Origin of the sequence: Companilactobacillus allii (assembly GCF_001971585.1) — a bacterium.
Lineage (GTDB): Bacteria > Bacillota > Bacilli > Lactobacillales > Lactobacillaceae > Companilactobacillus > Companilactobacillus allii.
Window position 1 is genome coordinate 2,368,732 of sequence record NZ_CP019323.1, and the last position, 23,325, is coordinate 2,392,056.

Here is a 23,325-nt window from a genome sequence, read left to right on the forward strand (position 1 = left end):
CTTATTTATCCAAAATATTGTGTTCGACTAGATAGGCATGTGCAACCTTAGATGCCTTCTCATGTTTTACTGAAACAAGATAATTCATCTTTTGCATATCTGTCACACTGATTTTTCCTGCTAATTTGTTCAAAGTCTTACGAATTCCAGGATACTTTGTCAATAACTTCTCAGATACCAATGGTGCGCCTTGATATGGTGGGAAGAATTTTTTATTATCCTTCAATGCTACCAAGTCATATTCTTGAATCTGTGGATCCGTTGTGTATCCATCAACCAAATTAACTTTTCCATTAGCAATGGCCTTATAACGGATCGACGACTCCATAGTCTGTGTATTCCCAAATTTCAAATTATAAGCTTTACTAATTCCAGGATATCCATCACTCAATTGATAAAAGTCCGGATCAAATCCTGCATTGATCTTATCTTCAACCTTAACTAAATCAGAGACAGTCTTCAAATTATATTTTTTAGCAAAGCTCCTCTTAACGACCAATGCATAGCCATTCTCATACTTCATTGGTTTTAAATATTCTAGATTTTCTTGCGATTTCAATAACGATTTAGCCAGTTTGTACGTAGCCTCAGGATCATGACTAGCACTCTTCTTAGTCTTGACTAAGGATTCCAAAACAGTTCCTGTAAATTCTGGGTAAATATCAATAGATCCAGATTTCAAGGCTTTATATAGGAAGGATGTTCCACCAAAATTAGATTTTGTTGTAACTTTGATGTGTGGATTATCTTGTTCGATCAATTCCTTATACATATTGATCAAGATCTCTGGTTCACTACCCATCTTACCGGCAATCGTAATGTTAGTAGTTGGTTTAGCGACGATTCGATATCCAGCAACACCACCGATTAAGATAACCAATGTTGCAAAGACAATTCCAATTTTTCTCAAAGATAACTTAGAGATGCCACGAATCAACGCACTAAATATCAATGCTAAAATAGCGGACAAGACAGCACCGACGATCAACAATGAATTATTATTGGTTTCGATACCCAAGATAATATAAGTTCCCAATCCACCGGCACCAATCAATGCTGCCAATGTAGCTGTACCAATAATCATAACCATGGCAATTCTTAATCCAGAGATAATCATTGGCATAGCCAGTGGAATTTCTATTTTCACTAACTTTTTGGTTCTCGATAAACCGAATGCCTCCGCTGCTTCCTCCAAGTCAGGATCAATTGTTGTTAATCCTGAATACGTATTTTGGAATATTGGCATAACAGCATAAACTACCAGAGCAATAACTGATGGCACCGTACCAATTCCAACCAAAGGAATCAATATACCTAGTAATGCCAAACTAGGAATAGTTTGTAAAACACTAGTTACATTTAAGATAAATTCTGCGGCTCGTTTATGTCTCATCAGAATAATTGCCAAAGGTATCGCGATAACTGCGGCAATTAGTAATGAAACTAAAGAAATAGATATATGTTGTCCTACTGAATTTATTATGTCATTACCTTGCGTCTTGAATATATGAACAATTCCTGACATCCTACTCACCATCCCTTGCTAAATAATTTAAGAGACTTTGAGTGGTGATTTTAAAAATCCGTTCGTCTGAACTTTTGACCAATACAAAATCTTTTTCCTTTAATAAACGTGCGAGATCAGAGATATTATCTTCTTCATTCAAATCAGAACCTAGACCTTTAACTTCAGGACAATCTTGACTATCAATAATCAACTTGATCTTCTTATCATCAGTATGTTGACTCTTAAAGAATCCATCAACAAAGTTATTCTTAGGATTATTGATTATTTCATCTCGACTACCGATCTGCTCCAAATGACCAACACGCATAATAGCAATCGTATTACCCAGTCTCAAAGCCTCATTCATATCATGTGTAACAAAGATAAATGTCATTTTCATTTCTTTATGAAGTTTCAAAACTAGTTCCTGTAACTGATTACGAGAAATTGGATCTAGCGCACTGAATGGTTCATCCATCAAAACAATCTTGGGATTAGAAGCCAATGCTCGAACAATTCCGACACGTTGCTGTTCACCACCCGATAACTCATTTGGCAAACGTTTCGCATATTCTTTGGGATCAAGACCAACTTTTTCAAGTAAATCAAAGGCTACTTTATGACGGCGTTCTTTAGTCCACTTTAAAGACTCCGGTTGAATAGTAATATTATCTTCGATAGTCAAGTTTGGGAACAAGGCGATATTTTGTAAGACATATCCCATTTGAAGACGCATTTCTTGAAGATTGAAATCATCAATATTTTTACCATCAATAGTAATATCACCAGATGTTTGTTTTATGAGGCGATTGATCATTTTTAAAGTAGTGGTTTTACCACTACCACTGGGTCCAACTAACACAAAAAAATCTCCGTCTTCAATTTGGAGATTCAAATCATTAATTGCAGTATTATTATTATTTTCATACTTTTTATAGACATTCTTAAATTCAATCATACAAGCTCCTTTAAATATGCACATTGTAACTCGATAAGTTACAAATATAATATAATTACATATACGCATTGTCAACATATACGCACTGAATATACATATATATTGACTAAAGGCAGATCTTACCATAAGATGATATGTAATTAATAAAGTTACATTGTTTGGAGGCAAAATAATGCGTGTATCAACTAGATTCAGTGATTCCATTCATATTCTAGCGTTTATCGAAATATATAAAGACATTAGACTATCCAGTGAAGTGATTGCTAGTAGTGTTGAAACTTCCCCTGTCGTAATAAGAAGACTGATGGGAGTTCTTCGAGAGGCTGGACTAATCGCTACAAAACAAGGATCAGCCGAACCAAAATTAGCTCGAGAACCCAAAGATATTACACTACTAGATATTTATTTTGCCACGGAAGGAAACAAACCATTATTTGAATTGGATAAGAAAACTAATCCAGAATGCATCGTAGGTGGAAATATTCAAGATGTCCTAGGCGATTATTACGAACAAGCAAAAATTTCAGCCCAACGAAAACTAAACGATACAACATTACAGGATTTGATTGAAACAATTCTGGTAAAACAAAAAGCTAAAGAAATAGCTAACAGAGTGTGAAAATGCACGGGTAATTTCCGAGCATTAACAAAAATAATTTCGGTATTCACAAAAGCGAATATCGGAATTATTTTTGTTAAGCGGAAGAAATTGTGTTTTGGCACGCGTTTTCACTGCAAACTTGAGTAGAAATGAAGTTTGCCACAACTTTTTTTCTAAACAATCTAATTTAATTTCAAAGTTAAGAATTCACTCAAATCAGTCGCTGAATGTCCTAATATTTCTTGGTAGTCATCAGTAACAGTATCCAACAATCCCATGGCACCAGCACGATACATCGAACTTAACATATTTCCTTCACCATTTTGATCATATAAATCAGAGAATTTTTGTAGTGTAACTGGTTGATAACCGATTTTATGTCCTGAAACTTCAGACAATACATCTGCCAATTCCACCATTGTATAATTCCTATCTTGAGTAAGAGTGTAAATTTTACCATCTTGACGTAATTCATCGGTCACTGCAACTTTGGCAAAGGCCTTGGCACTATCCTCTAAGCTAATAAATGATAAAGCCTCATTACCGACTGGGTAAATAACATTTTTACGTTCAATTAATTCTGGCAAATACGGTATCAAGGGATCAGCGTACAATGCATTCTTAATAATTGTGAATTTTAACTTTGATTCTGCCAGACGTCTTGGTAAATAACCATAGAATGCTGACAAATCAAACGGATTATTTTCCTGATCGGCAATGAATCCCATAGCAAGAATATGTCCAATTCCAGATTTTTCAGCTGCTTTGATAACATTTTCTAGTTCACTAACACGACTGAAGCTATCATGACTTTTACTGGGAACATATACCAAAATATCCTTGCCCGTCAATGCACTGATCATCATAGTTTCGTTATTATAATCAATTGGTAAAACTTCAATTCCCATAGAGGCAATTAAATTTGCTTTACTGGGCGTATGAACACCAACACTTATATCTGAGTTAGGTACAAGTTTGACAATTTCTTTTAAAATTTGTGACCCCAAATGACCGGTAGCACCAGTAATAATGTATTTCATATCTAATGACCTCTTTTCTTAATACACACATGTTACTTCATTAGTTACATGTGTGCAAGAACAAAGTTTCATTATTATGTTTATGACTAGAAAATAGCGAGAAACAAAAAAACCGCAAAATGCGGTTTTAATTTATAACGGTTTATTTAATTTTTTCTATACTTCTTATGATATACAAAAATGACAAGAATCATAATTAATAGAATGGCGATTATAAAGGCAATTAATAAGTAATTTGGTCCACTACTCTTAGGAGCAACTGTTGTCTTCTCAAGTTTCTTAGCAGTCGCTGTTGTGATGGTGAATTTCCTATCAAAATGCCAAATTGTTGATCCACTTTTAGCATCCATGACTAGCTCATAATTGCCGGCTTTTAATGTCTGTTTTGGACTGCCAATCAAATATCCAAAGTCACTATTAGGAGCCATGGATAAATTGGTCTTATTTTGCGTATAAACATTTTTACCCTTAGTGTTCTTTACGGTGGCATTGATCGATAAATTATCAATAATTGAAGGTGTTGGATTTATTAAATTTGCCGAAACATAATTATAGTAATTATATTGTTTCTCGCTTATGTCACCTAGTTGCAACTTTGGTTTTATTTTATCGGAATTTTGTCTTAATTCCAATCCAATGACGTATGCATATTGATTATTGATTGTAAGACCTTTTTTACTACTATTCTTTGAAGTACTAGTTAATTCCTTAACCCTGATTCCTCCAAGGATTATTCCTGAAAATGCTTGTTTAGGAGCATTTAAGTGTAGTGTCACTAATTTAGTTGAGTTCCCATCGACTGTAACATTCTGTGGGTCATCAACTAGAGATTCAATATTATATTCTAGTCCATCTTTTTCTTCAGAACCATGAGTTCCATAATCAATAATCCCATTTTGATTTGTTAATCCACGATTAATTGAAACTTCATATTGATGACTAGTCGTATCCTTATTGGTTATCTTAATAGTTAAATCCTGGCTTTGCCCTGGAGTAACTTTTAAATTAAAATATGATCCTGATTTTTCAATTTGATTATCCGGAAGATCCGCGCCTACGGTATAGTTCAAAGTATCGGCTTTGACCGACGTAGATCCCACCGTAAAAAGTAAAAATATTGAAACCAATCCCAAAATCATTGGTAAAAATATCTTCTTTAGCATTGTCACACATCCTTCCAAAAAAAACGAGATGTGAGGTTACACGCCTCAGATTTCGATAAAAGAAAGACAATACAAATTAGTATTGTCTCTCAAAAATATTAAGCAGGGGCATCATTTAAAGTCCAAGTTAATGTTGAACTATAAGTACCTGGTAAATTACCAGCAGGTACGTTCAAACTTGCATCTGCAGCACCATATGATGTTGAATAAGCACCAACACCATCACCGGCACCAGCTGATTCAACTTCTGTAGCTGAAGATCCAATCGTTAATGGAGCAACGTAACTTGGAAGTCCTGAAACGTTAGACGAATCATCTGCTGTAATTGGAGCAGCCTTTGAAGAATCCAAAGATAACGTTGTACCTTTCAATGTATTAGAAGTTGCTGAATCGGTAAATGGAGTGGCCGAAACAGTAACTGACCATCCTGATGCAAATCCGGGATTAGTTACATGTAAATCGGATCCAATTGCAGATGAGGCATATTTAGTTTCACCTACAGTGTATGCTTGCGATCCAAAATCAATGCTAGGTGCAGAATCAAGATTCAAAGCACCCGTTTGAGTAATTGTTGCTGTTGAATTTGTCGTTGTTGGGGCCGGCGACGTTTCAGCCGCATCAGTTGTTGCAGCGCCAACGGTTAAAAACGTTGATGCAGCACCGACAACTATAGCCCCCAATACAGCCGTTCCCTTAATTAAATTTTTCATAATTTAATCCTCGAATAAAAAAGCTTTCTCGTAAAAATACTATTGTATTTGGATGCCATTAGTCTGTTTAAACATCCACCTCATTTATAGTCTGTTTGTCTACCAATATCAAAGTTTACGCACACAAAAAATAAACTAAAAGTATCATTAAAATACCTTTAGTTTATATTAAAAAATCATTACCATTTATCGTGATTCCACAGTCTTCCATCGAGTTCATGTTGTATTTGGTCAGTTCTAGTTGACTGTTCTATGACGACTTGTTTTAATGCACTTAAAAATGCTCTATCTTCATATTTTACTTGTTTATCTTTTAATTGATTAATCTGATCGATCAACCAACTTGATTGTTCATCCATCATATTCCCCTTTGAAGTTAACTATTCTTCACCATTTTTAATCATTTTCAACGTATCGTTTAGCTGGCTTAAGTCCTCTTTATTATTCGTAAATGTATCCAAAATCAAATTTCCAGTGAACTTATCGCCGTCATCTAACTTAGACACAAATTTGTTTAATCGGTCATTAAACCATTCTTCTCGATTAAGTAAAGAATCTGGCATTTTTTGACTGAGATATCGCTCATAATCAATCAATAATTGCATTTGTCTGTCTTCATCCATATACCAAAATTGTGGTACGGAGAATACGGTAAGTATTTTCATTTTACCTAAATGTGCGATGGCTCGATATGGTGCCATTGCTTCGTCCAACGTGATATTTTCTTTAGCGCCATGTTGGAAATCTTTAAGTGGCATCCCTGTCGTGACAACCAATCCAAATTCCTTATCTTTTAATGGATAAGTACCATCCCCATAAATAAAATTACGAGTTAAAACTTCATCTTCCCATTTTTTTAATCCAAACGGTGCGGCATACCAATAAAGTGGAAACTGAAAAATAATTCTGTCTGCATTTTTTAACAACTTTTGTTCTGCCAAAACATCAATTTTATCAAGAGATTCAATATGATGCCAAGTTGTATCAACCTCTTCTGAACCTTTTTTTAAGAATTGTTGTGTTTGAGAATTATCAATTTCTGGATGTGAAACTATTATTAACGTCTTAATTATCGTATACCTCCAATAATTTCAGAATATCATATTTTGAAATTATTTACACATTCAAGAATTCTTCTACTCCTGAAATAACTGAATCAATTCCTCAGATTTTAAATTCTCCTTATCCAAACCACTAACATCAAGCTTTATTTGACCGTCTTGCACCATGATCAATCTATTACCATATTTCAATGCATCAGACATCTTATGTGTAATCATCATAGTTGTTAACTTTTCACGTTGCACAATACTTTGAGTTATATCCATCACATCAAAGCTAGTCTTTGGATCCAAGGCTGCCGTATGTTCATCTAATAATAATAAATCAGGTTTACTTAACGTTGCCATCAATAATGACAATGCTTGGCGTTGTCCTCCAGATAAGTACTTTACCTGGGTTTCCAATCTATTCTCTAATCCCATATTCAATGTCTTTAATAATTTTTTAAATTCAACCCATTTATCAGCAGTTTTAAATCTGTGTAAACTAGCTGTGTGCGTATGCTTTTGTGCTAATACTAAATTTTCAGCAACACTCAAGTCACCGGCAGTGCCCATTTTGGGATCCTGAAAGACTCTTGACATAAAGCGGGCACGATAAGCAATCGACTTATTAACAATATTATGATTATCCAAGTCAATCTCTCCGGCATCCGCTGATAAAGTACCAGCAATGGTATTTAACAAAGTCGACTTGCCAGCACCATTATTTCCGATAACAGAAATAAAATCTCCATTGTATATTTTTAAATTAATATTCTTTAAAATATGTTTTTCATTCTCGGTTCCCGGAAAGAATACCTTTTGTAAATTTTTTACTACCAATATTTCTGATTTCTTCGCTTTGTCCATAAGTTTCCCCTTTTGATAATTCTGATAAATATTCTTTAAGTTGTTTTTTAGTTTTAATTCGATTTTGAACAATGGGTACACAGATAACAATTATCAATATTACTGCTGAAAGAATCTTCAGATCATCTGGTGGAAAACCTAATCCCATTGCAATTGTTAATAATAATCTATAAATGATTGCACCAAATACCATGGCCAACAATCTAACAAGTATTTTTCTGCCTCTAAAAAATATTTCACCGACCAATACTGATGCCAAACCAATTACAATGGTCCCAATTCCCATTCCGATGTCAGCATATCCGTTACTTTGAGCAATCAATGAACCAGATAACGCAATTAATCCATTTGAAATCATATAACCAAAAATTATCATTCTATCAGTTTGAATCCCATTGGCAGCACTCATCGACTTGTTATTGCCAGTAGCCATAAGTGATAGACCCAATCGTGTTTTGAACATGGAATAAAGCAGTCCCAAAATAATAGCTACAATGATAAGACCAATTATTATAGTTTGAATATCCGAGGATAGACTTTCTGGTAAATAACTAGTCAAAACTTTTTGATCTAATAAAGGTACATTGGATTTACCCATAATATGCATATTCACTGAATACAATCCGGTCATTGTTAAAATTCCTGCCAATAATGAAGGTATCTTTAATTTTGTATCCAAAACTCCAGTGACTATTCCGGCAACACATCCAACGACAAATCCAGCTATCGTTGCGATTAACGTTGATTGCCCATGGATCATCAAGCTGATCGTGGTTGCTGCACCAAGTGGAAAACTCCCCTCAGTCGTTAAATCAGGTATGTCCAAAATTCTAAAGGTTATAAAAACTCCAATTACTAATGGTGCCCACAATAATCCTTGTCCTAAACTTGATATAAACATAAATATTCTCCTTTACTTAGATCCACTAGGGTTTAGTAATGCTTGCACTATCGATTCCAATTGCCTTGGCATTAGCTTTATTTACATATAATCTCAAAGTCTTAGAAGTCTCGATTGCCATAGACTTGGGGTCTTTTTTATTAACCAATACTTGATAAGCCATTTCGCCTGCTTGTTTACCAAGATCTTTGTAGTTAATACCATAAGTAGCTGTACCACCATCTTGAGCCATCTCAATGGATCCTGTAACTACTGGTAAACTTGCCTCTTTAGCTTTTTTACCAATAGTCTTCATAGAGCTTGCCATCAAGTTATCTGTTGGTAGATAGATACCAGATACTGAATCTTTCATACCTGAAACAGCACTAGCAACATCATTTGTACTCGTAACACTTACTGTCTTAATTTTAATATTGTGTTTCTTAGCATATTTCTTAGCAAGATTAACTTGTAATACAGAATTTTCTTCCGATGAATTGTACATAATTCCTATTGGCTTATCATTCTTAGTAATGGATTTAAGTAGTTTTATTTGTTTACCAACTGGTGATATATCACTGGCACCAGTCACGTTTGTTTGTGGTTTTTCATTGGATTTTACTAATCCTGCAGATTTAGGATCAGTAACAGCTGTAACAATAATAGGTGTGTCCTTAGTTTTCTTTGCCAAGCCTTGAGCAGCCTGTGTACCAATTGCTAACAATAGATCAGGCTTTTTTTGAGTAAGTTGTTGGCTCATTGATGTAACGTTTGACTGATCACCTTGGGCATTCATATATGTGTATTTAACCTTCATCGACTTATCATGCTTTTTTACTGCCTCATTTAATCCCGATTTGAAACCACTTCTAGCTGCATCTAGCGAACCATGTTGCACGATTTGTAATATGCCTACGTCCAGCGTCTTATTATCACTTGCTGAAGTTTTACAACCTGCCAGTAGTGTTGTTGCCATGATCAATGTAATTAATCCCATTAAATATTTTTTCATTTTGAATATCCTCCCGATAATTGCAAAAATAGGTAAATAAAAAACCAGATAGATTTTGGAAAATCCATCTGGTCAACATTGGGTCAAATATTCTCCAGATAGATTTTACTCGCATCTATCTGGCTTAATGACATGCTCAAAAACTTTAGCCAATCAATAGATACGAACGCTACTGCTTCTGCGTTCGCATCCAATCGATTGAATACAAACGCTATCTAAAGAAAAAGCTAAAGGCAAATTGGCTATTCAAATTTGTTTTACTAACACTATTTAGTTTTATCATAGTCAATTTACTTCCTTTCTGTCTTTGATTTACAATGACTAGTAAACCATGTAAAAATTAAATTGTCAACTCTAATTTTAATTAAGTAATAATTTTATTAGTCATTTCTTAATGTTCTATTTATTATCTTTGTCGTCTGTATTCTGCAATTGAATCATGTCATAGTAGTATCCACGTTGCTTCATCAACTCTTCATTATCTCCACGTTCAACAATCTTGCCTTGATTCAAAACTAATATCAAATCAGCATTTTGAATCGTTGATAATCTATGCGCTATAGCTATAGTTGTCCGATTCTCTTGAATCTTTTGCAGTCCCGTCTGAATCATTTCTTCAGTTTCAGTATCAACATTAGCAGTCGCCTCATCCAAGATAAGAATCTTAGGATCAGTAACAATAGTTCTAGCAAACGAAATCAATTGACGCTGTCCAGACGAATAACTGGCACCACGTTCAATAACCCGAGAGCGATAATTTTGTGGCAGATTATTAATGAAATCATCCGCCATAACAAATTTTGCGGCATCTCTTACTTGCTCATCTGAGATACTCTCATCAAACATTCTAATATTGGAATTGATATCCCCATAGAACATGAATGGTTCCTGTAAAACCAAACCAAATTTTTTACGTAATTCCGCAGTTGGATATTCTCTAATATCTCTGTCATCGATTAATATTTCACCAGACTGGAATTCATAAAAACGCATTAAAACATTAATAGTCGAAGTTTTACCACTACCAGTTTGGCCAACTAATGCAATTGTTTGACCAGGTTTTGCAACAAAGGATACGTCTTTTAGCACTGGATTAACTCCATCATATGCAAATGTAACGTGTTTGAATTCAATCTTTCCTTCAGTGATCTTCAATCCCTCAACAGGATGCTGAGTTGGAGCCATAGTTTGGTCATCCATAACTTTTAAGACACGAGAACCTGCAACAATACCATCTTGAAAGTCAGATAAATTATCCATCATTCTTGTTAGTGGATTGTAAAAATTGTCTAGATAAGTTACGAATGCATAAACCATACCAGCAGCAACGTATCCATCCAAACCACGTATTCCAAATACACCAAGTACCATAACTGTTCCTAATGCATAAAATAGATCAATAATTGGACTTAATAATAACGAATTTGTTCTAATCATTGCTTGACGTGTTTTGAAGTAAGCATTATTAGTAGTATCAAATTCATCATTGATTCGATGTTCCTGTCTGAATTGTTGAATCACACTAATACCCGTAATCGCTTCACTAAGTTTGGTATTCAATTCACTTAATCTCTCACGCATACGGCGATAAACCTTGGAACTATATCTTTGGTAATACCAAATAACAACACCTAAAAACGGCATAAATATTAATAACCACAGTGAAATTTTGCGGTCAGTGAAATACATCGCCAAAAATGATGTTATAACTGCAAAGAAAGCAGTAAAAAGTGTATTGAATAGTGCCCAGAAATTGGAAAATGACATTGTATCATTGGTTAATCTGGATAATATTGAACCACCTGGTACCTGATCAAAATATCTCATACCCATCTTATGTAATTTTGTGAACATTTCTCTACGTACACTCTCCAACATATACTCAGCACCCATAGTACTAGTATAGTTTTGGAAGAATTGCATCACGGCACGAGTCAACATCCCAAACAAATATAGTCCAGCAAAGAACCACATAATATTGATATCAGCCTTACCAACTCTCAAATACTTATCAATGAATATTTGTAATATTTTGGGCAAATATATATTAACGAGACTAATGGTCCCGGACAAAATAATTGTAATAATAAAATACCATTTAAAGGGTTTAGCGTATGATATTAATCGCTTAATAACTGTTAATTGTTCTTTAACAGGCATACTACGAGCCCATATTGATTGGCGCTTATTTTCAGCCATTATTGTACCGCCCCCTCAACTTTTGTTTCTAGTTGTTGACGCTCAAACATCTCTTGATACCAACCGTGTTTTTTCATCAATTGATCATGAGTACCACGTTCTACAACTCTACCTTTATCCATGACTAATATTTCATCAGCATTCATAACTGAACTTAGTCGATGTGCCGCAATTATCGTTGTTTTATCAGCTCTTTCAGCCTTCAAATTGGCTAATATTTCAGATTCCGTCTCAGCATCTACTGCAGATAGTGCATCATCTAGAATTAATAATTCTGGATTGATCAATAACGCACGTGCAATTGCCAAACGTTGACGTTGACCACCAGAAAGTGAGATACCCTCCTCACCAACCTGGGTGTCATAGCCTTCAGCCATACCAGATATCTGGCCACTCAAATCACTTTTTGCAGCTACATCCTCGACGACTTGTTGACTGACCTTTGGATCTGCAAATCTGATATTCTCCCTAATAGTATTTGAGAATAAGAAACTATCCTGTGGAACATAACCAATAGCTGGTAAATAGCTATCTAGCGCATAATGCTTAATATCTTCACCACCATAATTAATCGAGCCATCATAGTCGTCAAACTCACGCAAAATAAGCTTCATTATTGTTGATTTACCTGCACCAACACGGCCAACAATACCCAAAGTTTGTCCAGCGTGTAATTCAAAATGAACATCAACTAAACTAGTTCCATCATCATTGGGATAATTAAAACTTTTTATTTTATAACTCATGTCACCACGTGGACGTTGTTCTAATCCATTCTTTTGGTCAATAATTGCCCCTTTTTGATCTAATAATTCCATCACACGATCATATGAAGCATTACCACGTTCCATAGTATTAAATAGCATTCCTACCGCAAACATAGGCCATACCATCATACCTAGATAAGTAATAAATGAAACCAAATTACCGATCGTGATTATATTATTAGTGACATATAAACCACCCAATACGATTGTGGCCACATATGAAATGGAAATAATGATTGTAATTGCAGGATCAAATAACGAATCCAAAATATTAACTTTACGGTTGATATTTACAGTCCTGTCAATTTGTTGATTAAAATCTTTCATATCTGCTTTTTCTTGACCCAGTGCCTTAATAACTTTGATTCCGCTAATACTTTCTTGAGCTTTGTTATTAAGACGTGAAAAAGCTGCCTGTGAATCTCTAAATGCTACATGAATTTTTTGTCCCAAATACCAAGAAGCCGCTGCCAATAAGGGAAAGGGTACAATGGCAATCAAAGTTAATCGCCAATCAATCAGCATCATCATTGCAATCAAAGTAGTTCCACCAGTGATAATCGAATCCGCAAACTGCAGTATTCCACCACCAGCAACACGTTCGACGGCACTCAGGTCATTTGTTGCATGTGCCCATTAAGTCACCAGTACGATATTTCTGATAAAAAGTGGCATCCATTTTCATAAAATGCCAAAATAGGCGTTCTCTTAAAGTACGCTCTAATCCTGCAGCTCCGCCCCAAATAGCCGTACGCCACAAAAAACGTGTCAAATATTGACCAACAGCCGAAACCACCATAATTGATAAGTACACTGTTAAAGAGTGAACAGTTAAACTATGTTTATTAATGCCATCAATAACATCCCCAATAATCCTTGGTGGAATAATACCAATAACAGCCGTCAAAATAAGGCCGATAATTCCAACTAGGTATAACTTCCACTCACGCTTAAAATACCAGCCGAGTTTAAAAAATATGCTCATCATATACCCCCTAATTACGATAAAAAATCAAATATACGTCTAACGTTAATACTACTACATATAACGTTACACTAATCAGTCAAGAACATCATATAAATATAAACCATGAAGTTCACTTTAAGGCAAGAAAAAGGGGTTATTTAAACTCGATACAAAACATAATTTCTTCCGCTTAACTTTTCCAGTCAAAAGAATGTGTGCTTTTCTTTTTTATCCTCAAACTTGCTGAAACGCGATACAAAACACAATTTCTTCCGCTTAACGTAATATAGGGTGTCATTCACATTCGTGAATGGCGCCCTATATTATGTTAATGCTCGGAAATTCCCGTGTTTTGTATCGCTCTAACTAATGAACACTATCAATTAAATTCCAATGAATCTTACCCGTATATTTACCTGATGGATTCACTTCATTCATTTGTAATAGTATCCCGGCATTTTTTGTCCACAGTCCGGCAACGTCAATTGTTTGTACATCTGTAATATTCTTTATATGTGTTTTGACGCTTTGATAATCAATCAGTGAGGACAAATTACCATCTTCATCTTTAAAAACCAGATTACCATTCAACTTAGTATCATTGTCAGAATATAAATTATCAGCCTTAGCCTGAAGATCCCATGATTGACCAGGTGTTCTACCATCTACCACTTCAACACGCCATCCACTTTGTCGCTGAACTAATTGATCTTTTAATCCTTGATTAATCGTTTTGAAGGAGACATCATTAACCACTCCAAAGGTTAATCCTCCTCCAATATCAAAGATAATCTTTATTTCATTAGACTTCTTACCACTGACATCCTCAGCATAAATAGTTAACGTATTTTTCCCCGCAATTAAATCACTTCGTTTAACATTTACTACAAACTCTCCTGGATTTTGACCATTTAACTTATATGATTGCTTAACACCATTCAGCTCAGTGTGAACATCTGTAGTGGAATTATCAATTACTTTTCCAGTACTATTTTTAACCAACCCGTTTATCACAGTAGTTTCAGGTGCAGACATTAAGTTATCATAATTAATTGTACCTTCTACATCAGTCGATAAATTCAACGTACTAATATCCTTATATCTAATATTAAACGCCTGCGCGTCATCATCAATGATGAAATTGTCACCTTTGAACGAGGCGTGAGATTTAGGAACACTTACTGCACTTGTAACTGGTTTCACTTTGGTATGGATCTCAATTGTGGCTTGCTTATTTGAATTAGACAAGTTCCTTTGTAAAAGATGTTGAACACTACTATTACTGAACTCTGAAGCAGGAATCACTTCTACATTTGGATCATCTCCATATTTGATACTTGCAGATTCAAAGCTAACTTGACTAGGAAGATTCATACTTGCCAGAATATTCTCCCACTCCTTACTACCACTTTCAAAATTCAAGTTGTAAATAAAGCTTAGATCATCTCCAGCATCAACATAATTATCGGATGTTGATAAAACTTTATCCAACGTATTATCTTTGATACTTACGCTGGAATCAGCACTAACAAATGATGGGATAGATTCAAACACAACTAGATTGTTCTCAAAATACTTACCGGTCGAGCCGGTAAATCCCCATCTCAATTTATTATCACTTAATTTAAAATGACTTGGATCAATTTGATATGAACCAGTATATGCATCATTTATATGTGTACCATCTAGCTTTTTATCATTGAATGAATAGTTCATTGTCTCTGTTGCTGCATTCCAATTATAAGTAATATGATGCCAATTGGCATCAGTCAGACTCAACGAACCAGGGCCATCATGTGACAAAACATAATAGTCTCTAGCAAGAGGAGTTCCAGTACTGTGATAATCATAGGCTGTTTGCTGTCTATAAGAAGATGGACTATCTGGATAATTTGCCCCTATATGTTGTCCATTTTGCAAATTATCAAACGAAAAACCCTCTCCACTAATATCGTCATAGTTGGTAGCCTTATTAAGAAATGTATCAAATTCCATTGCCCAACTTTTTTGAATAGCAGTTTTTGCAATTGATGTTGTCGAAGTTGCCCCATGATCGTAATTAAAATCTGTTCCCCAAACACCCATTGATTCACCAATACCGAGTTTATTCACAGCGCTTGGATTATGTGACGGCTTGGGACCTGTATATCTAGAAATAGCATCAATTCCACTATTTTGAAGAACAAAAGCCATCCCATCGCCAACTCCAGCGGGTAAAGATGGATCCACTGGACGGCCAAAATATAACCACATTGATAATGTTTGATTATTATTTAAATCAATATAATTATCTTTATTAATATCTCCCCAAATAGAACCCAATTGATTAGCTGCAGAAGTAATCTGCAGTATTCCGGTCTTGTCATCTGGTGTCTTATTTCGATCAATTACTTTCGCAGAATTATTCCCAAATGTACCAACTACAAATGCACCATTTTTTATATCTAGCCCCTGTGGAGCAGTATTTATAGCGTTATTTAAATCTGCTGGGTCACTTAATTTGGCAGCACTAACTATGTGATTATCGATAATAAATGTGGTAGTTATACTCACGATAATCACAAATAAAACATATGATATTTTATTAAAAAAATTGTTCCTTCCCATAATTTTCACCCTTCTCAATAAAAAATAGTCAATTTATCGCTTTTATTATATCAAGTTTTTGTTCAAAAAGTGAAATGATTGAAACTGAGATATTTAAAAAAATAGATATCATCACATGCCTAATTCACACATAACAATATCTATCTAGTAAGAGTCTTATGGATACTTTTTGGTACCTACTGTACTTTAAAGTACGTAATTGTTTATTAGTTTCAACCCCCTATAATGATATCCATGTTCAAAAAACACACATAGGGAGTTGAAATTATGAATAGTAAGAAAATATCACCAAATTTAATTCTAATGTCATTAGCAATCAGTGCTTTTGCCATTGGATCAACAGAATTTATCAGTGTCGGGATTATGCCGATTTTGACAGAAACATTTAATATTTCATTAGCAAAAGGAGGATTAACAGTTTCAATATACGCTGCCGGGATTATGTTTGGCGCACCAATTTTAACTCTGGTAACAAATAGGTGGAATCGAAAAAAGTTACTCATAGGTATCATGGTCAGTTTTGTTATCGGTAATTTAATTGCTGCTCTTGCACCAACTTTTTTAATTCTATTATTGGGTAGAATTATCACGGCACTATCGCATGGAATATTTATGGCAATAGCATCATTGATTGCTGCCGATGTAGTGACACCTGACAAACGTGCATCAGCAATTGCCGTTATGTTCACGGGTTTAACCGTTGCAACTGTTACTGGTGTTCCGTTAGGAACATTTATTGGGCAGAATATTAACTGGCGTGCATCATTTTTCTTCTTAGTAATATTAGGATTAATAGGATTGATCACAAACATTATTCTGGTACCAAACAACCTACCACTTCCAAGAAAGACTAACGTTAAAGGAATCTGGAAAATCATCAAACAACCAGAGTTACTTTTAATATTACTTATTACAGCATTGGGATACGGTGCGACCTTCCCCGTTTACACTTATTTAACAACGATTTTAAATAAAAATATGGGATGGTCTGAATCGGCCATTGTTATAATTCTAATTTTCTATGGTCTCTTTGTTGCAATCGGCAATACACTAGGCGGACGTTTCGCAAATAAGGAGCCCTTAAGTGCACTACTAAAAATGTTGTTAGGACTTGGAATTGCCTTAATTTTGGTTAGATTAACAATGAATATGCATTTCTTAGGACTAATAGCTACACTTATTATGGGACTGTTTGCATTTATGAATGTTCCAGGCTTACAACTATATATTGTTCAATTGGCGGAGAAATTCACTCCAAATGAAATCTCACTGGCTTCTGCATTGAATATTTCAGCTTTTAACGTTGGAATAGCAGTTGGCTCATCACTAGGTGGTAATGCCGTATCCGCAAATCAATTAGTCAACACTCCTTGGTTAGGAGTCGGAATGTTGATTATTGGAATTATTTTGATTATTGTTCTACAAAAAAGAATAAAAGCAAACAATCAATAATTCTTGAGTAAACAACAAATGATGGTAAGATGTTAATACTAGTTTACAAGGATGGTAAAATCATGAAACAATCTATTTATAACATTGGAGTCGAGGCCACAATGAATATTATCGGTGGAAAATGGAAACCAATTATCCTTTGCCATCTCAAACATCAAACCATGCGTACCGGCCAATTACGCCGAGCAATTCCAAATATCACTCAAAAAATGTTAACTCAACAGTTAAGAGAACTTGAGGATGATGGAATCGTCGATCGTAAAGTTTACAACCAAATACCACCGAAAGTTGAATATTCACTAACTCAATATGGTGACAGTTTGAATCGTATCTTAGAGGAATTATGTCTTTGGGGAGAAGAAAACATTGAGCGTCGTAAACAAAATGGTGAAAATATTATTCTTCTAAAAAGTGAGAATGTGGAAACACAAGATTTACCAAATGTTGAGTAAACAAAAAGAACAGTTTTGAGCAAACTGTTCTTTTTTGATACATTATTAATAATATTATCGTGATATAATTTAAGATGTATAAACGTTTAAATCAAGGAGTGATATCGTGGAAAAATATTATATTGTCGATAGTTCAATTCTTCCGGAATCGTTTGATAAAGTTATAAAAGCACGAGAATTATTGGAAACTGGTAAATCCAATAACGTTAGTGAAGCAGTCAAGATAGTTGGTATAAGTCGTGGTACTTACTATAAATATAAAGACCTGGTCTTTTTGCCCGATGATAATATGACAGATCGCAAAGCCTTAATATCTATGATGTTAAATCACGAACAAGGTATCCTTGCAAAAGCAATAGCAATCATTTCAGAGACTAATGCTAGTATCTTAACAATTAACCAAAATATACCAATTCATGGTATTGCCAGCGTGGTAATCTCAATAGATGTCAGTCATCTAACCGGGACCATTGATGACTTAATGGACAAATTGAAACAAACTGACAATATTAATAATGTCCAATTGATCTCTGTAGAATAGTTATTTGGGCCATGCGATATACATTGCCATAACTATTCCAAATGTGCCAATACAATATAGAAACTTGGAGATTTTGTTACTTTTAACATGGCTAGCTGATAAAAGAAATGACAGTCCAATGATAAAAGTCAAAGCCATAGTCAAAAAATTCATATTCAATCCTCCGTCTACTTAGTATCTTCTTAATATTAATATATACAAAAAGTATGACGAATCGATGAATATGTTGTGGTTATTTATTGCAGAAATAGCCTGTGATAACTCTATCTACAAAAATTTGCAGTGAAAATTTTTCTCCATATAAATCAAAAAAGCCGATATTTACTTACGTAAATACCGATTTTTTTTATCCATGAAAACTGAACGTGTTTTGTCACACTCTAGTCCAAGTTTTGAACCATTGTTGGATCACGGTGATCAAAGAATGCTGATTCTTTCATATCTAATGATGAGATTTGCTTCATTTCTTCATCAGTTAAACTGAAATCAAAGATATTAATATTTTGTTCCATTCTATCCTTATGAACAGACTTAGCCAAACTTATAATTCCTCTTTGGAACAACCAACGAAGAACAACTTGACCGACACCTTTATCATACTTCTTACCAATTCCAGATAAGATTTCATTAGTAAACAAGTTATGCTTACCTTCAGCAAATGGTGCCCATGCTTCTGGTTGAATATTTGTTTTCTTGTTCCAGTCAATTTCATCACTTTGTTGATTCCAAGGATTGATTTCAACTTGATTAACTTGTGGTGTAACTTCATTGTGCTTGTTCAAATCAACGAATCTGTCGGCAGTAAAGTTAGAAATACCAATTGCTCTAACCTTTCCTTGCTTTTGTAGTTCTTCCATTGCACGCCATGATCCGTAAACATCACCGTATGGTTGATGAATTAGATACATATCAAGATAATCAAGTTGAAGTTTGTTCAATGAATCTTCAAAGGCTGCCTTAGTTGCATCATATCCAGTTGAACTGATCCAAACCTTAGTTGTTACAAAAAGATCCTTACGTGAAACGCTTGATTCTTTGATTGCCTCTCCTACTTCAGCTTCATTACCATAAGCTTGAGCAGTATCGATCAATCTATATCCGGCATCAATAGCATCTAGAACAGCCTTCTTTGTGCCTCCATTTTCAATTTGAAAGACACCAAATCCTACTGCTGGAATCTCGATACCATTGTTTAGTTTAAATGTTTTAATATTCATAAATTTCTCCTCTTTTGTTACAGTTTTTTTAATTGCTTTTCATTTTGACTCAAATTCATCTTAAGCTATGGAGTGAACTCCACAGCAAGAACTTTTTTTAATTATTTTTTAAAATGTTTCATAGTCCATAACTCTTCGGTGTTATCTTTGTCTAATTCACCTGATTTGAACTTCGCAATATGATCATCATAAGTATCAATCTTATATTGCAATAAATCTTTTGTTCGCTGTAAATCAGATAACTTCTCGTTTAAGTTTTCCATTTGTTCATTTAAAATCTCTTTTTGAGCCCCTTTGACATCTTCCTTACTCTCAGCCAAGCTTGCAAATTCCGCTAGAGATTCAATGGACAATCCTGCAGCCCTTAAATTTTTAGCTAAGAAAATCCAATTCAAGTCATTTGTCTTATAATCACGATACCCATTCTTATCTCGATCAACTGGAGGTATAACCCCAATTCTTTCGTAATACCGTAATGTATCGACCGTTAAATCCATTAATTCAGATACTTTTTTACTATTCATAATATGTCCTTTCATAACTTATGTTTCTTATAATAAACTCTGGAGTTAACTCCAGAGCAAGCCTTTTTTTAAATTTTTTTATCAGCTTGAATAATTCCAATTGCACATATCATAGCAATAGCAGATATAACTGTAATCCAGACCATCGACATATTATATGAAGTAACTGGACCTTTATATTGACTAGTTAATGCTACAACCGCTGATAATCCAACCGATCCACCTATTTGGTGAACCGTATTAACTATCCCTGATGCTGAACCACTCAACTTTGGCGTTGTATGTGCGACACCAGCAACTGTTAAAATTCCAAGTGCTAAACCTTGTCCAATACCCATTATGACCATTGGAATCGCAATGGCAATCCAATAACTGGATTGAATCTTAACTAAAGCCGCTAACAGCGACCCAACAAATACAAGAATAGTCCCAACTGATATAGTCTTAGATACATTAATATTAACCATTCTAGCTACAAGTGTCGCAGCTATAAATTGTGGTATCGTCTCTGGTAAAAACCCAATAGCTGCTTGAAGTGGTGTGAAACCGTAGACACTTTGCAAAGCTAATGGAGTTAGGAAAAAATAAGAAATACTGGCTCCAACGAAGAAGAATCTTGTTAGATATGCAAAGCTTCTCTCTTTATCTTTAAATAACACAAGTGGCATGATTGGTTTATCTGATCTACTTTCGTAAAGAACGAATAATATCAACGAAATTATCGAGACTATTAAAGATATTTGTCTATAAGAAGTTCCATTAATACTATAAACAAGTGCTGATATACCTAATATAGAAAGAATCGTACCGATAAAATCCAGTTTTTGATTATAAACTTTTGAAGTTTTCAAATATCTATATGACAACAATAATAATATCAATCCAATTGGCACATTAATTATAAATCCGATTCTCCACGATGAATAAGTGGTAATCATACCACCGATAATTAATCCAAAACTAGCTCCCAGTCCACCAATAGTTCCGTAATAAGCAATCGCCTTTGTCCGCATATCATCACTATAATTATCCATCAATAAAGCTAATGTACTGGGGGCAAGAATTGATGATCCGATTCCTTGAATAGCACGCATAGCAATGATCATTTCCGCATTAACAGATATTCCAACTAATAATGAACTAACACTAAAAAGAACTAATCCAATTTGAAAGAATTTTTTACGACCGATGATATCCCCAGCTTTACCGGAAAATAACAAAAAGCCACCAAAAGTTAGTGCATAGGCATTCGTTATCCAAGCTAACGATTGTGTATCTAATGATAAATTTTCAGCAATTTTGGCTGTACTAGTAAAAATAATAGAATTATCTAAAACAATCATAAAATAACTTAACAATACAATAGGAAGAACTATTCCAAATTCTTGTTTTTGCATTTTAATTTCTCCATTCTCTTTATGACCACGGGTCATTTTTAAATCAATGTTTGTTACTATAATGCTATTTATTTTAAATGTCAATGACCGATAGTCATATTTATTACAAAAAATGACCGTTGGTCATTGACTTCCTCAAATAAAAGTTTTATAGTACTAGTCGTGGTGATGAATATGACAAAAAGAGAACTTGCAGCCGCTACTACTAGAGAGAATCTACTAGAAACTGCTGAAAATCTGCTACAACAAAAAGGATACGAAAAAATGTCCGTATCTGATATAACTAAAGCTAGTGGTGTTGCCAAAGGTACTTTCTATAATTACTTCGACAAAAAAGAAGATATTATCTTTGAATTAAACAAAAGACATATGCATAACTTATCTGGTCAACTTATAGAATTATCACAAGGAAAACCTGATGAAAGTATCCGTTATTATCTTAATAACTTTTTACAAACTATTGTAGATTCAAAGGTCAATATGGCACGCCAATGGGTCAGATTTATTACTGCTTCATCGAATCAGGAAAAATGGCAGTACGATAAGGGTCTATTAAAGAAGCTAATAAATCACTTGATTGATAATGGAAAACTAAAACAAAATACACCTGTTGATGATCTAACTTCCCTATTAATAACCGAAGTTTATGGCATCATATTAAGCTGGTGCATCACACCTGAAACAATTGAACCAGTTCAAACTATCAACAAATTCTGTGATTTACAATTAGACTTTTTATTAAAACCATATATTAATGATTAGTAACTTTACTTCTGGTAAAGTTATTATTTTACGAAATAAATGACTGACAGTCATTTAAAGAAAGGAGTGTTCAAATGAACAATATAACAACCGGCTATGGTGCAATTTCGGATGGTAAAGATACCAATGCTAATGTAGATCCAACAAGGATTCTAGATAATAACACAAAAATCTTAATAATTTACTTTTCACGCAGTGGTAATACTGAAAAGCAAGCAAAGTTAGCACAAGATGTATTGAATTCAGATATCTTCGAATTAACAGTTTCAAATCCTTATCCATCTAACTACAAAGCAACTGTTAATAGAGCAACCAATGAACGGGATGCCAAAAACTGGCCTGAATTAAATTCAGATATTCCTAATCTAGATAAGTACGATACGATACTTCTGGGACATCCCATCTGGGCAATGACAATTGCCAATCCGATGAGAGAATTTCTAGAAGAATATGGAACACTGTTATCGAATAAATCCGTTGCATCATTTTCAACGAATGATGGATATGGTTCAGGTGAAACAAACGATGTTATATCTAGATTAACAACAGGTTCAACAAAATTGTTAACTAACTACACAATTAGAGATACCATGGCAAAACAAGATCGAACCAATTTCATCAATTGGCTAAAAAAAATCAATAAATAAAAGAGGATA

General features: G+C 34.3%; 22 protein-coding genes and 1 pseudogene. 6 read left to right on the plus strand and 17 right to left on the minus strand.

Going from position 1 to position 23,325, the window contains the following annotated elements:
* Position 1 precedes the first annotated feature (1 nt).
* Together BTM29_RS11765 and BTM29_RS11770 are read right to left on the minus strand one after the other, a co-directional pair.
* Complete coding sequence (locus BTM29_RS11765; protein ID WP_076618162.1) at positions 2-1,525, minus strand: ABC transporter permease/substrate-binding protein; 1,524 nt, start codon at positions 1,523-1,525, stop codon at positions 2-4.
* 1 nt (position 1,526) lies between these two features.
* A complete protein-coding gene (locus BTM29_RS11770) occupies positions 1,527-2,465 on the minus strand; it encodes an ABC transporter ATP-binding protein (protein ID WP_076618166.1) in 939 nt (312 codons plus the stop codon).
* 172 nt (positions 2,466-2,637) lie between these two features.
* Between BTM29_RS11770 and BTM29_RS11775 the strand changes: the two genes are divergently transcribed.
* Positions 2,638-3,084: an Rrf2 family transcriptional regulator gene (locus BTM29_RS11775; protein ID WP_076618170.1), complete on the plus strand. Its 447-nt coding sequence runs from the start codon at positions 2,638-2,640 to the stop codon at positions 3,082-3,084.
* 164 nt (positions 3,085-3,248) lie between these two features.
* Here the strand turns inward: BTM29_RS11775 and BTM29_RS11780 are convergent, their stop codons facing one another.
* The 11 genes and pseudogenes from BTM29_RS11780 to BTM29_RS11830 form a co-directional block, all read right to left on the minus strand.
* The gene (locus tag BTM29_RS11780) at positions 3,249-4,106 is read right to left on the minus strand and encodes an SDR family oxidoreductase (RefSeq protein WP_076618175.1); all 858 of its coding nucleotides are present in this window, start codon (positions 4,104-4,106) and stop codon (positions 3,249-3,251) included.
* Positions 4,107-4,252: 146 nt separating this feature from the next.
* Positions 4,253-5,269, minus strand: coding sequence for a WxLIP family cell surface protein (locus tag BTM29_RS11785; RefSeq protein WP_076618180.1), 1,017 nt, complete (start codon positions 5,267-5,269; stop codon positions 4,253-4,255).
* A gap of 98 nt (positions 5,270-5,367) precedes the next feature.
* Complete coding sequence (locus tag BTM29_RS11790) at positions 5,368-5,979, minus strand: WxL domain-containing protein (protein WP_076618183.1); 612 nt, start codon at positions 5,977-5,979, stop codon at positions 5,368-5,370.
* A 179-nt stretch (positions 5,980-6,158) separates the two neighbouring features.
* Entirely contained in the window at positions 6,159-6,341 is a 183-nt protein-coding gene (locus BTM29_RS11795; RefSeq protein WP_225972209.1) for a hypothetical protein, read from the minus strand.
* Between the two features lie 18 nt (positions 6,342-6,359).
* Entirely contained in the window at positions 6,360-7,052 is a 693-nt protein-coding gene (locus tag BTM29_RS11800; RefSeq protein ID WP_335582999.1) for an NAD(P)H-dependent oxidoreductase, read from the minus strand.
* A gap of 63 nt (positions 7,053-7,115) precedes the next feature.
* Positions 7,116-7,892, minus strand: coding sequence for an ABC transporter ATP-binding protein (locus BTM29_RS11805; protein ID WP_076618194.1), 777 nt, complete (start codon positions 7,890-7,892; stop codon positions 7,116-7,118).
* Entirely contained in the window at positions 7,816-8,793 is a 978-nt protein-coding gene (locus BTM29_RS11810; protein ID WP_076618198.1) for an ABC transporter permease, read from the minus strand. The genes BTM29_RS11805 and BTM29_RS11810 overlap by 77 nt, the downstream gene beginning before the upstream one ends.
* 25 nt (positions 8,794-8,818) lie before the next feature.
* Positions 8,819-9,784, minus strand: coding sequence for an ABC transporter substrate-binding protein (locus BTM29_RS11815; RefSeq protein WP_076618201.1), 966 nt, complete (start codon positions 9,782-9,784; stop codon positions 8,819-8,821).
* A gap of 399 nt (positions 9,785-10,183) precedes the next feature.
* The gene (locus BTM29_RS11820) at positions 10,184-11,983 is read right to left on the minus strand and encodes an ABC transporter ATP-binding protein (protein ID WP_076618204.1); all 1,800 of its coding nucleotides are present in this window, start codon (positions 11,981-11,983) and stop codon (positions 10,184-10,186) included.
* Positions 11,983-13,735: pseudogene (locus BTM29_RS11825) on the minus strand (ABC transporter ATP-binding protein). The gene BTM29_RS11820 and the pseudogene BTM29_RS11825 overlap by 1 nt, the downstream one beginning before the upstream one ends.
* A 348-nt stretch (positions 13,736-14,083) precedes the next feature.
* A complete protein-coding gene (locus BTM29_RS11830; protein ID WP_125673064.1) occupies positions 14,084-16,270 on the minus strand; it encodes an L-type lectin family protein in 2,187 nt (728 codons plus the stop codon).
* A gap of 321 nt (positions 16,271-16,591) precedes the next feature.
* Between BTM29_RS11830 and BTM29_RS11835 the strand changes: the two genes are divergently transcribed.
* From BTM29_RS11835 to BTM29_RS11845, 3 genes are all read left to right on the plus strand, one after another.
* On the plus strand, positions 16,592-17,776 hold the full coding sequence (locus BTM29_RS11835) for an MFS transporter (RefSeq protein WP_076618210.1): 1,185 nt from the start codon (positions 16,592-16,594) through the stop codon (positions 17,774-17,776).
* A 62-nt stretch (positions 17,777-17,838) separates the two neighbouring features.
* The gene (locus BTM29_RS11840; RefSeq protein ID WP_076618213.1) at positions 17,839-18,228 is read left to right on the plus strand and encodes a winged helix-turn-helix transcriptional regulator; all 390 of its coding nucleotides are present in this window, start codon (positions 17,839-17,841) and stop codon (positions 18,226-18,228) included.
* Positions 18,229-18,334: 106 nt separating this feature from the next.
* Positions 18,335-18,769 carry an ACT domain-containing protein gene (locus BTM29_RS11845; RefSeq protein WP_076618216.1) on the plus strand — a complete coding sequence of 145 codons (435 nt, stop codon included), beginning with the start codon at positions 18,335-18,337 and terminating at the stop codon, positions 18,767-18,769.
* On the opposite strand, the gene BTM29_RS12845 is transcribed toward BTM29_RS11845, so the two are convergent.
* The 4 genes from BTM29_RS12845 to BTM29_RS11860 form a co-directional block, all read right to left on the minus strand.
* On the minus strand, positions 18,770-18,922 hold the full coding sequence (locus tag BTM29_RS12845; RefSeq protein ID WP_157886456.1) for a hypothetical protein: 153 nt from the start codon (positions 18,920-18,922) through the stop codon (positions 18,770-18,772).
* Between the two features lie 227 nt (positions 18,923-19,149).
* Positions 19,150-19,986, minus strand: coding sequence for an aldo/keto reductase (locus tag BTM29_RS11850; RefSeq protein ID WP_120270423.1), 837 nt, complete (start codon positions 19,984-19,986; stop codon positions 19,150-19,152).
* A 101-nt stretch (positions 19,987-20,087) separates the two neighbouring features.
* Positions 20,088-20,510, minus strand: coding sequence for a MerR family transcriptional regulator (locus BTM29_RS11855; protein ID WP_076618977.1), 423 nt, complete (start codon positions 20,508-20,510; stop codon positions 20,088-20,090).
* 68 nt (positions 20,511-20,578) lie between these two features.
* Positions 20,579-21,907 (minus strand): MFS transporter, encoded by a 1,329-nt coding sequence (locus BTM29_RS11860; RefSeq protein WP_076618219.1) that lies wholly within the window; start codon positions 21,905-21,907, stop codon positions 20,579-20,581.
* Positions 21,908-22,081: 174 nt separating this feature from the next.
* On the opposite strand from BTM29_RS11860, the gene BTM29_RS11865 reads away from it, so the two are divergent.
* Positions 22,082-22,669: a TetR/AcrR family transcriptional regulator gene (locus tag BTM29_RS11865; protein WP_076618224.1), complete on the plus strand. Its 588-nt coding sequence runs from the start codon at positions 22,082-22,084 to the stop codon at positions 22,667-22,669.
* Between the two features lie 74 nt (positions 22,670-22,743).
* A complete protein-coding gene (locus BTM29_RS11870; RefSeq protein WP_076618227.1) occupies positions 22,744-23,316 on the plus strand; it encodes a flavodoxin family protein in 573 nt (190 codons plus the stop codon).
* Positions 23,317-23,325: the final 9 nt, after the last annotated feature.

Excerpts from the sequence above, each read along its gene's own strand:
- BTM29_RS11835 (WP_076618210.1), top strand. The coding sequence starts at position 16,592 with ATGAATAGTAAGAAAATATCACCAAATTTAATTCTAATGTCATTAGCA.
- BTM29_RS11780 (WP_076618175.1), bottom strand. The coding sequence starts at position 4,106 with ATGAAATACATTATTACTGGTGCTACCGGTCATTTGGGGTCACAAATT.
- BTM29_RS11805 (WP_076618194.1), bottom strand. The coding sequence starts at position 7,892 with ATGGACAAAGCGAAGAAATCAGAAATATTGGTAGTAAAAAATTTACAA.
- BTM29_RS11870 (WP_076618227.1), top strand. The coding sequence starts at position 22,744 with ATGAACAATATAACAACCGGCTATGGTGCAATTTCGGATGGTAAAGAT.
- BTM29_RS11790 (WP_076618183.1), bottom strand. The coding sequence starts at position 5,979 with ATGAAAAATTTAATTAAGGGAACGGCTGTATTGGGGGCTATAGTTGTC.
- BTM29_RS11795 (WP_225972209.1), bottom strand. The coding sequence starts at position 6,341 with ATGATGGATGAACAATCAAGTTGGTTGATCGATCAGATTAATCAATTA.
- BTM29_RS11770 (WP_076618166.1), bottom strand. The coding sequence starts at position 2,465 with ATGATTGAATTTAAGAATGTCTATAAAAAGTATGAAAATAATAATAAT.
- BTM29_RS11765 (WP_076618162.1), bottom strand. The coding sequence starts at position 1,525 with ATGTCAGGAATTGTTCATATATTCAAGACGCAAGGTAATGACATAATA.
- BTM29_RS12845 (WP_157886456.1), bottom strand. The coding sequence starts at position 18,922 with ATGAATTTTTTGACTATGGCTTTGACTTTTATCATTGGACTGTCATTT.
- BTM29_RS11775 (WP_076618170.1), top strand. The coding sequence starts at position 2,638 with ATGCGTGTATCAACTAGATTCAGTGATTCCATTCATATTCTAGCGTTT.
- BTM29_RS11855 (WP_076618977.1), bottom strand. The coding sequence starts at position 20,510 with ATGAATAGTAAAAAAGTATCTGAATTAATGGATTTAACGGTCGATACA.
- BTM29_RS11865 (WP_076618224.1), top strand. The coding sequence starts at position 22,082 with ATGACAAAAAGAGAACTTGCAGCCGCTACTACTAGAGAGAATCTACTA.
- BTM29_RS11810 (WP_076618198.1), bottom strand. The coding sequence starts at position 8,793 with ATGTTTATATCAAGTTTAGGACAAGGATTATTGTGGGCACCATTAGTA.
- BTM29_RS11860 (WP_076618219.1), bottom strand. The coding sequence starts at position 21,907 with ATGCAAAAACAAGAATTTGGAATAGTTCTTCCTATTGTATTGTTAAGT.
- BTM29_RS11840 (WP_076618213.1), top strand. The coding sequence starts at position 17,839 with ATGAAACAATCTATTTATAACATTGGAGTCGAGGCCACAATGAATATT.
- BTM29_RS11850 (WP_120270423.1), bottom strand. The coding sequence starts at position 19,986 with ATGAATATTAAAACATTTAAACTAAACAATGGTATCGAGATTCCAGCA.
- BTM29_RS11820 (WP_076618204.1), bottom strand. The coding sequence starts at position 11,983 with ATGGCTGAAAATAAGCGCCAATCAATATGGGCTCGTAGTATGCCTGTT.
- BTM29_RS11815 (WP_076618201.1), bottom strand. The coding sequence starts at position 9,784 with ATGAAAAAATATTTAATGGGATTAATTACATTGATCATGGCAACAACA.
- BTM29_RS11785 (WP_076618180.1), bottom strand. The coding sequence starts at position 5,269 with ATGCTAAAGAAGATATTTTTACCAATGATTTTGGGATTGGTTTCAATA.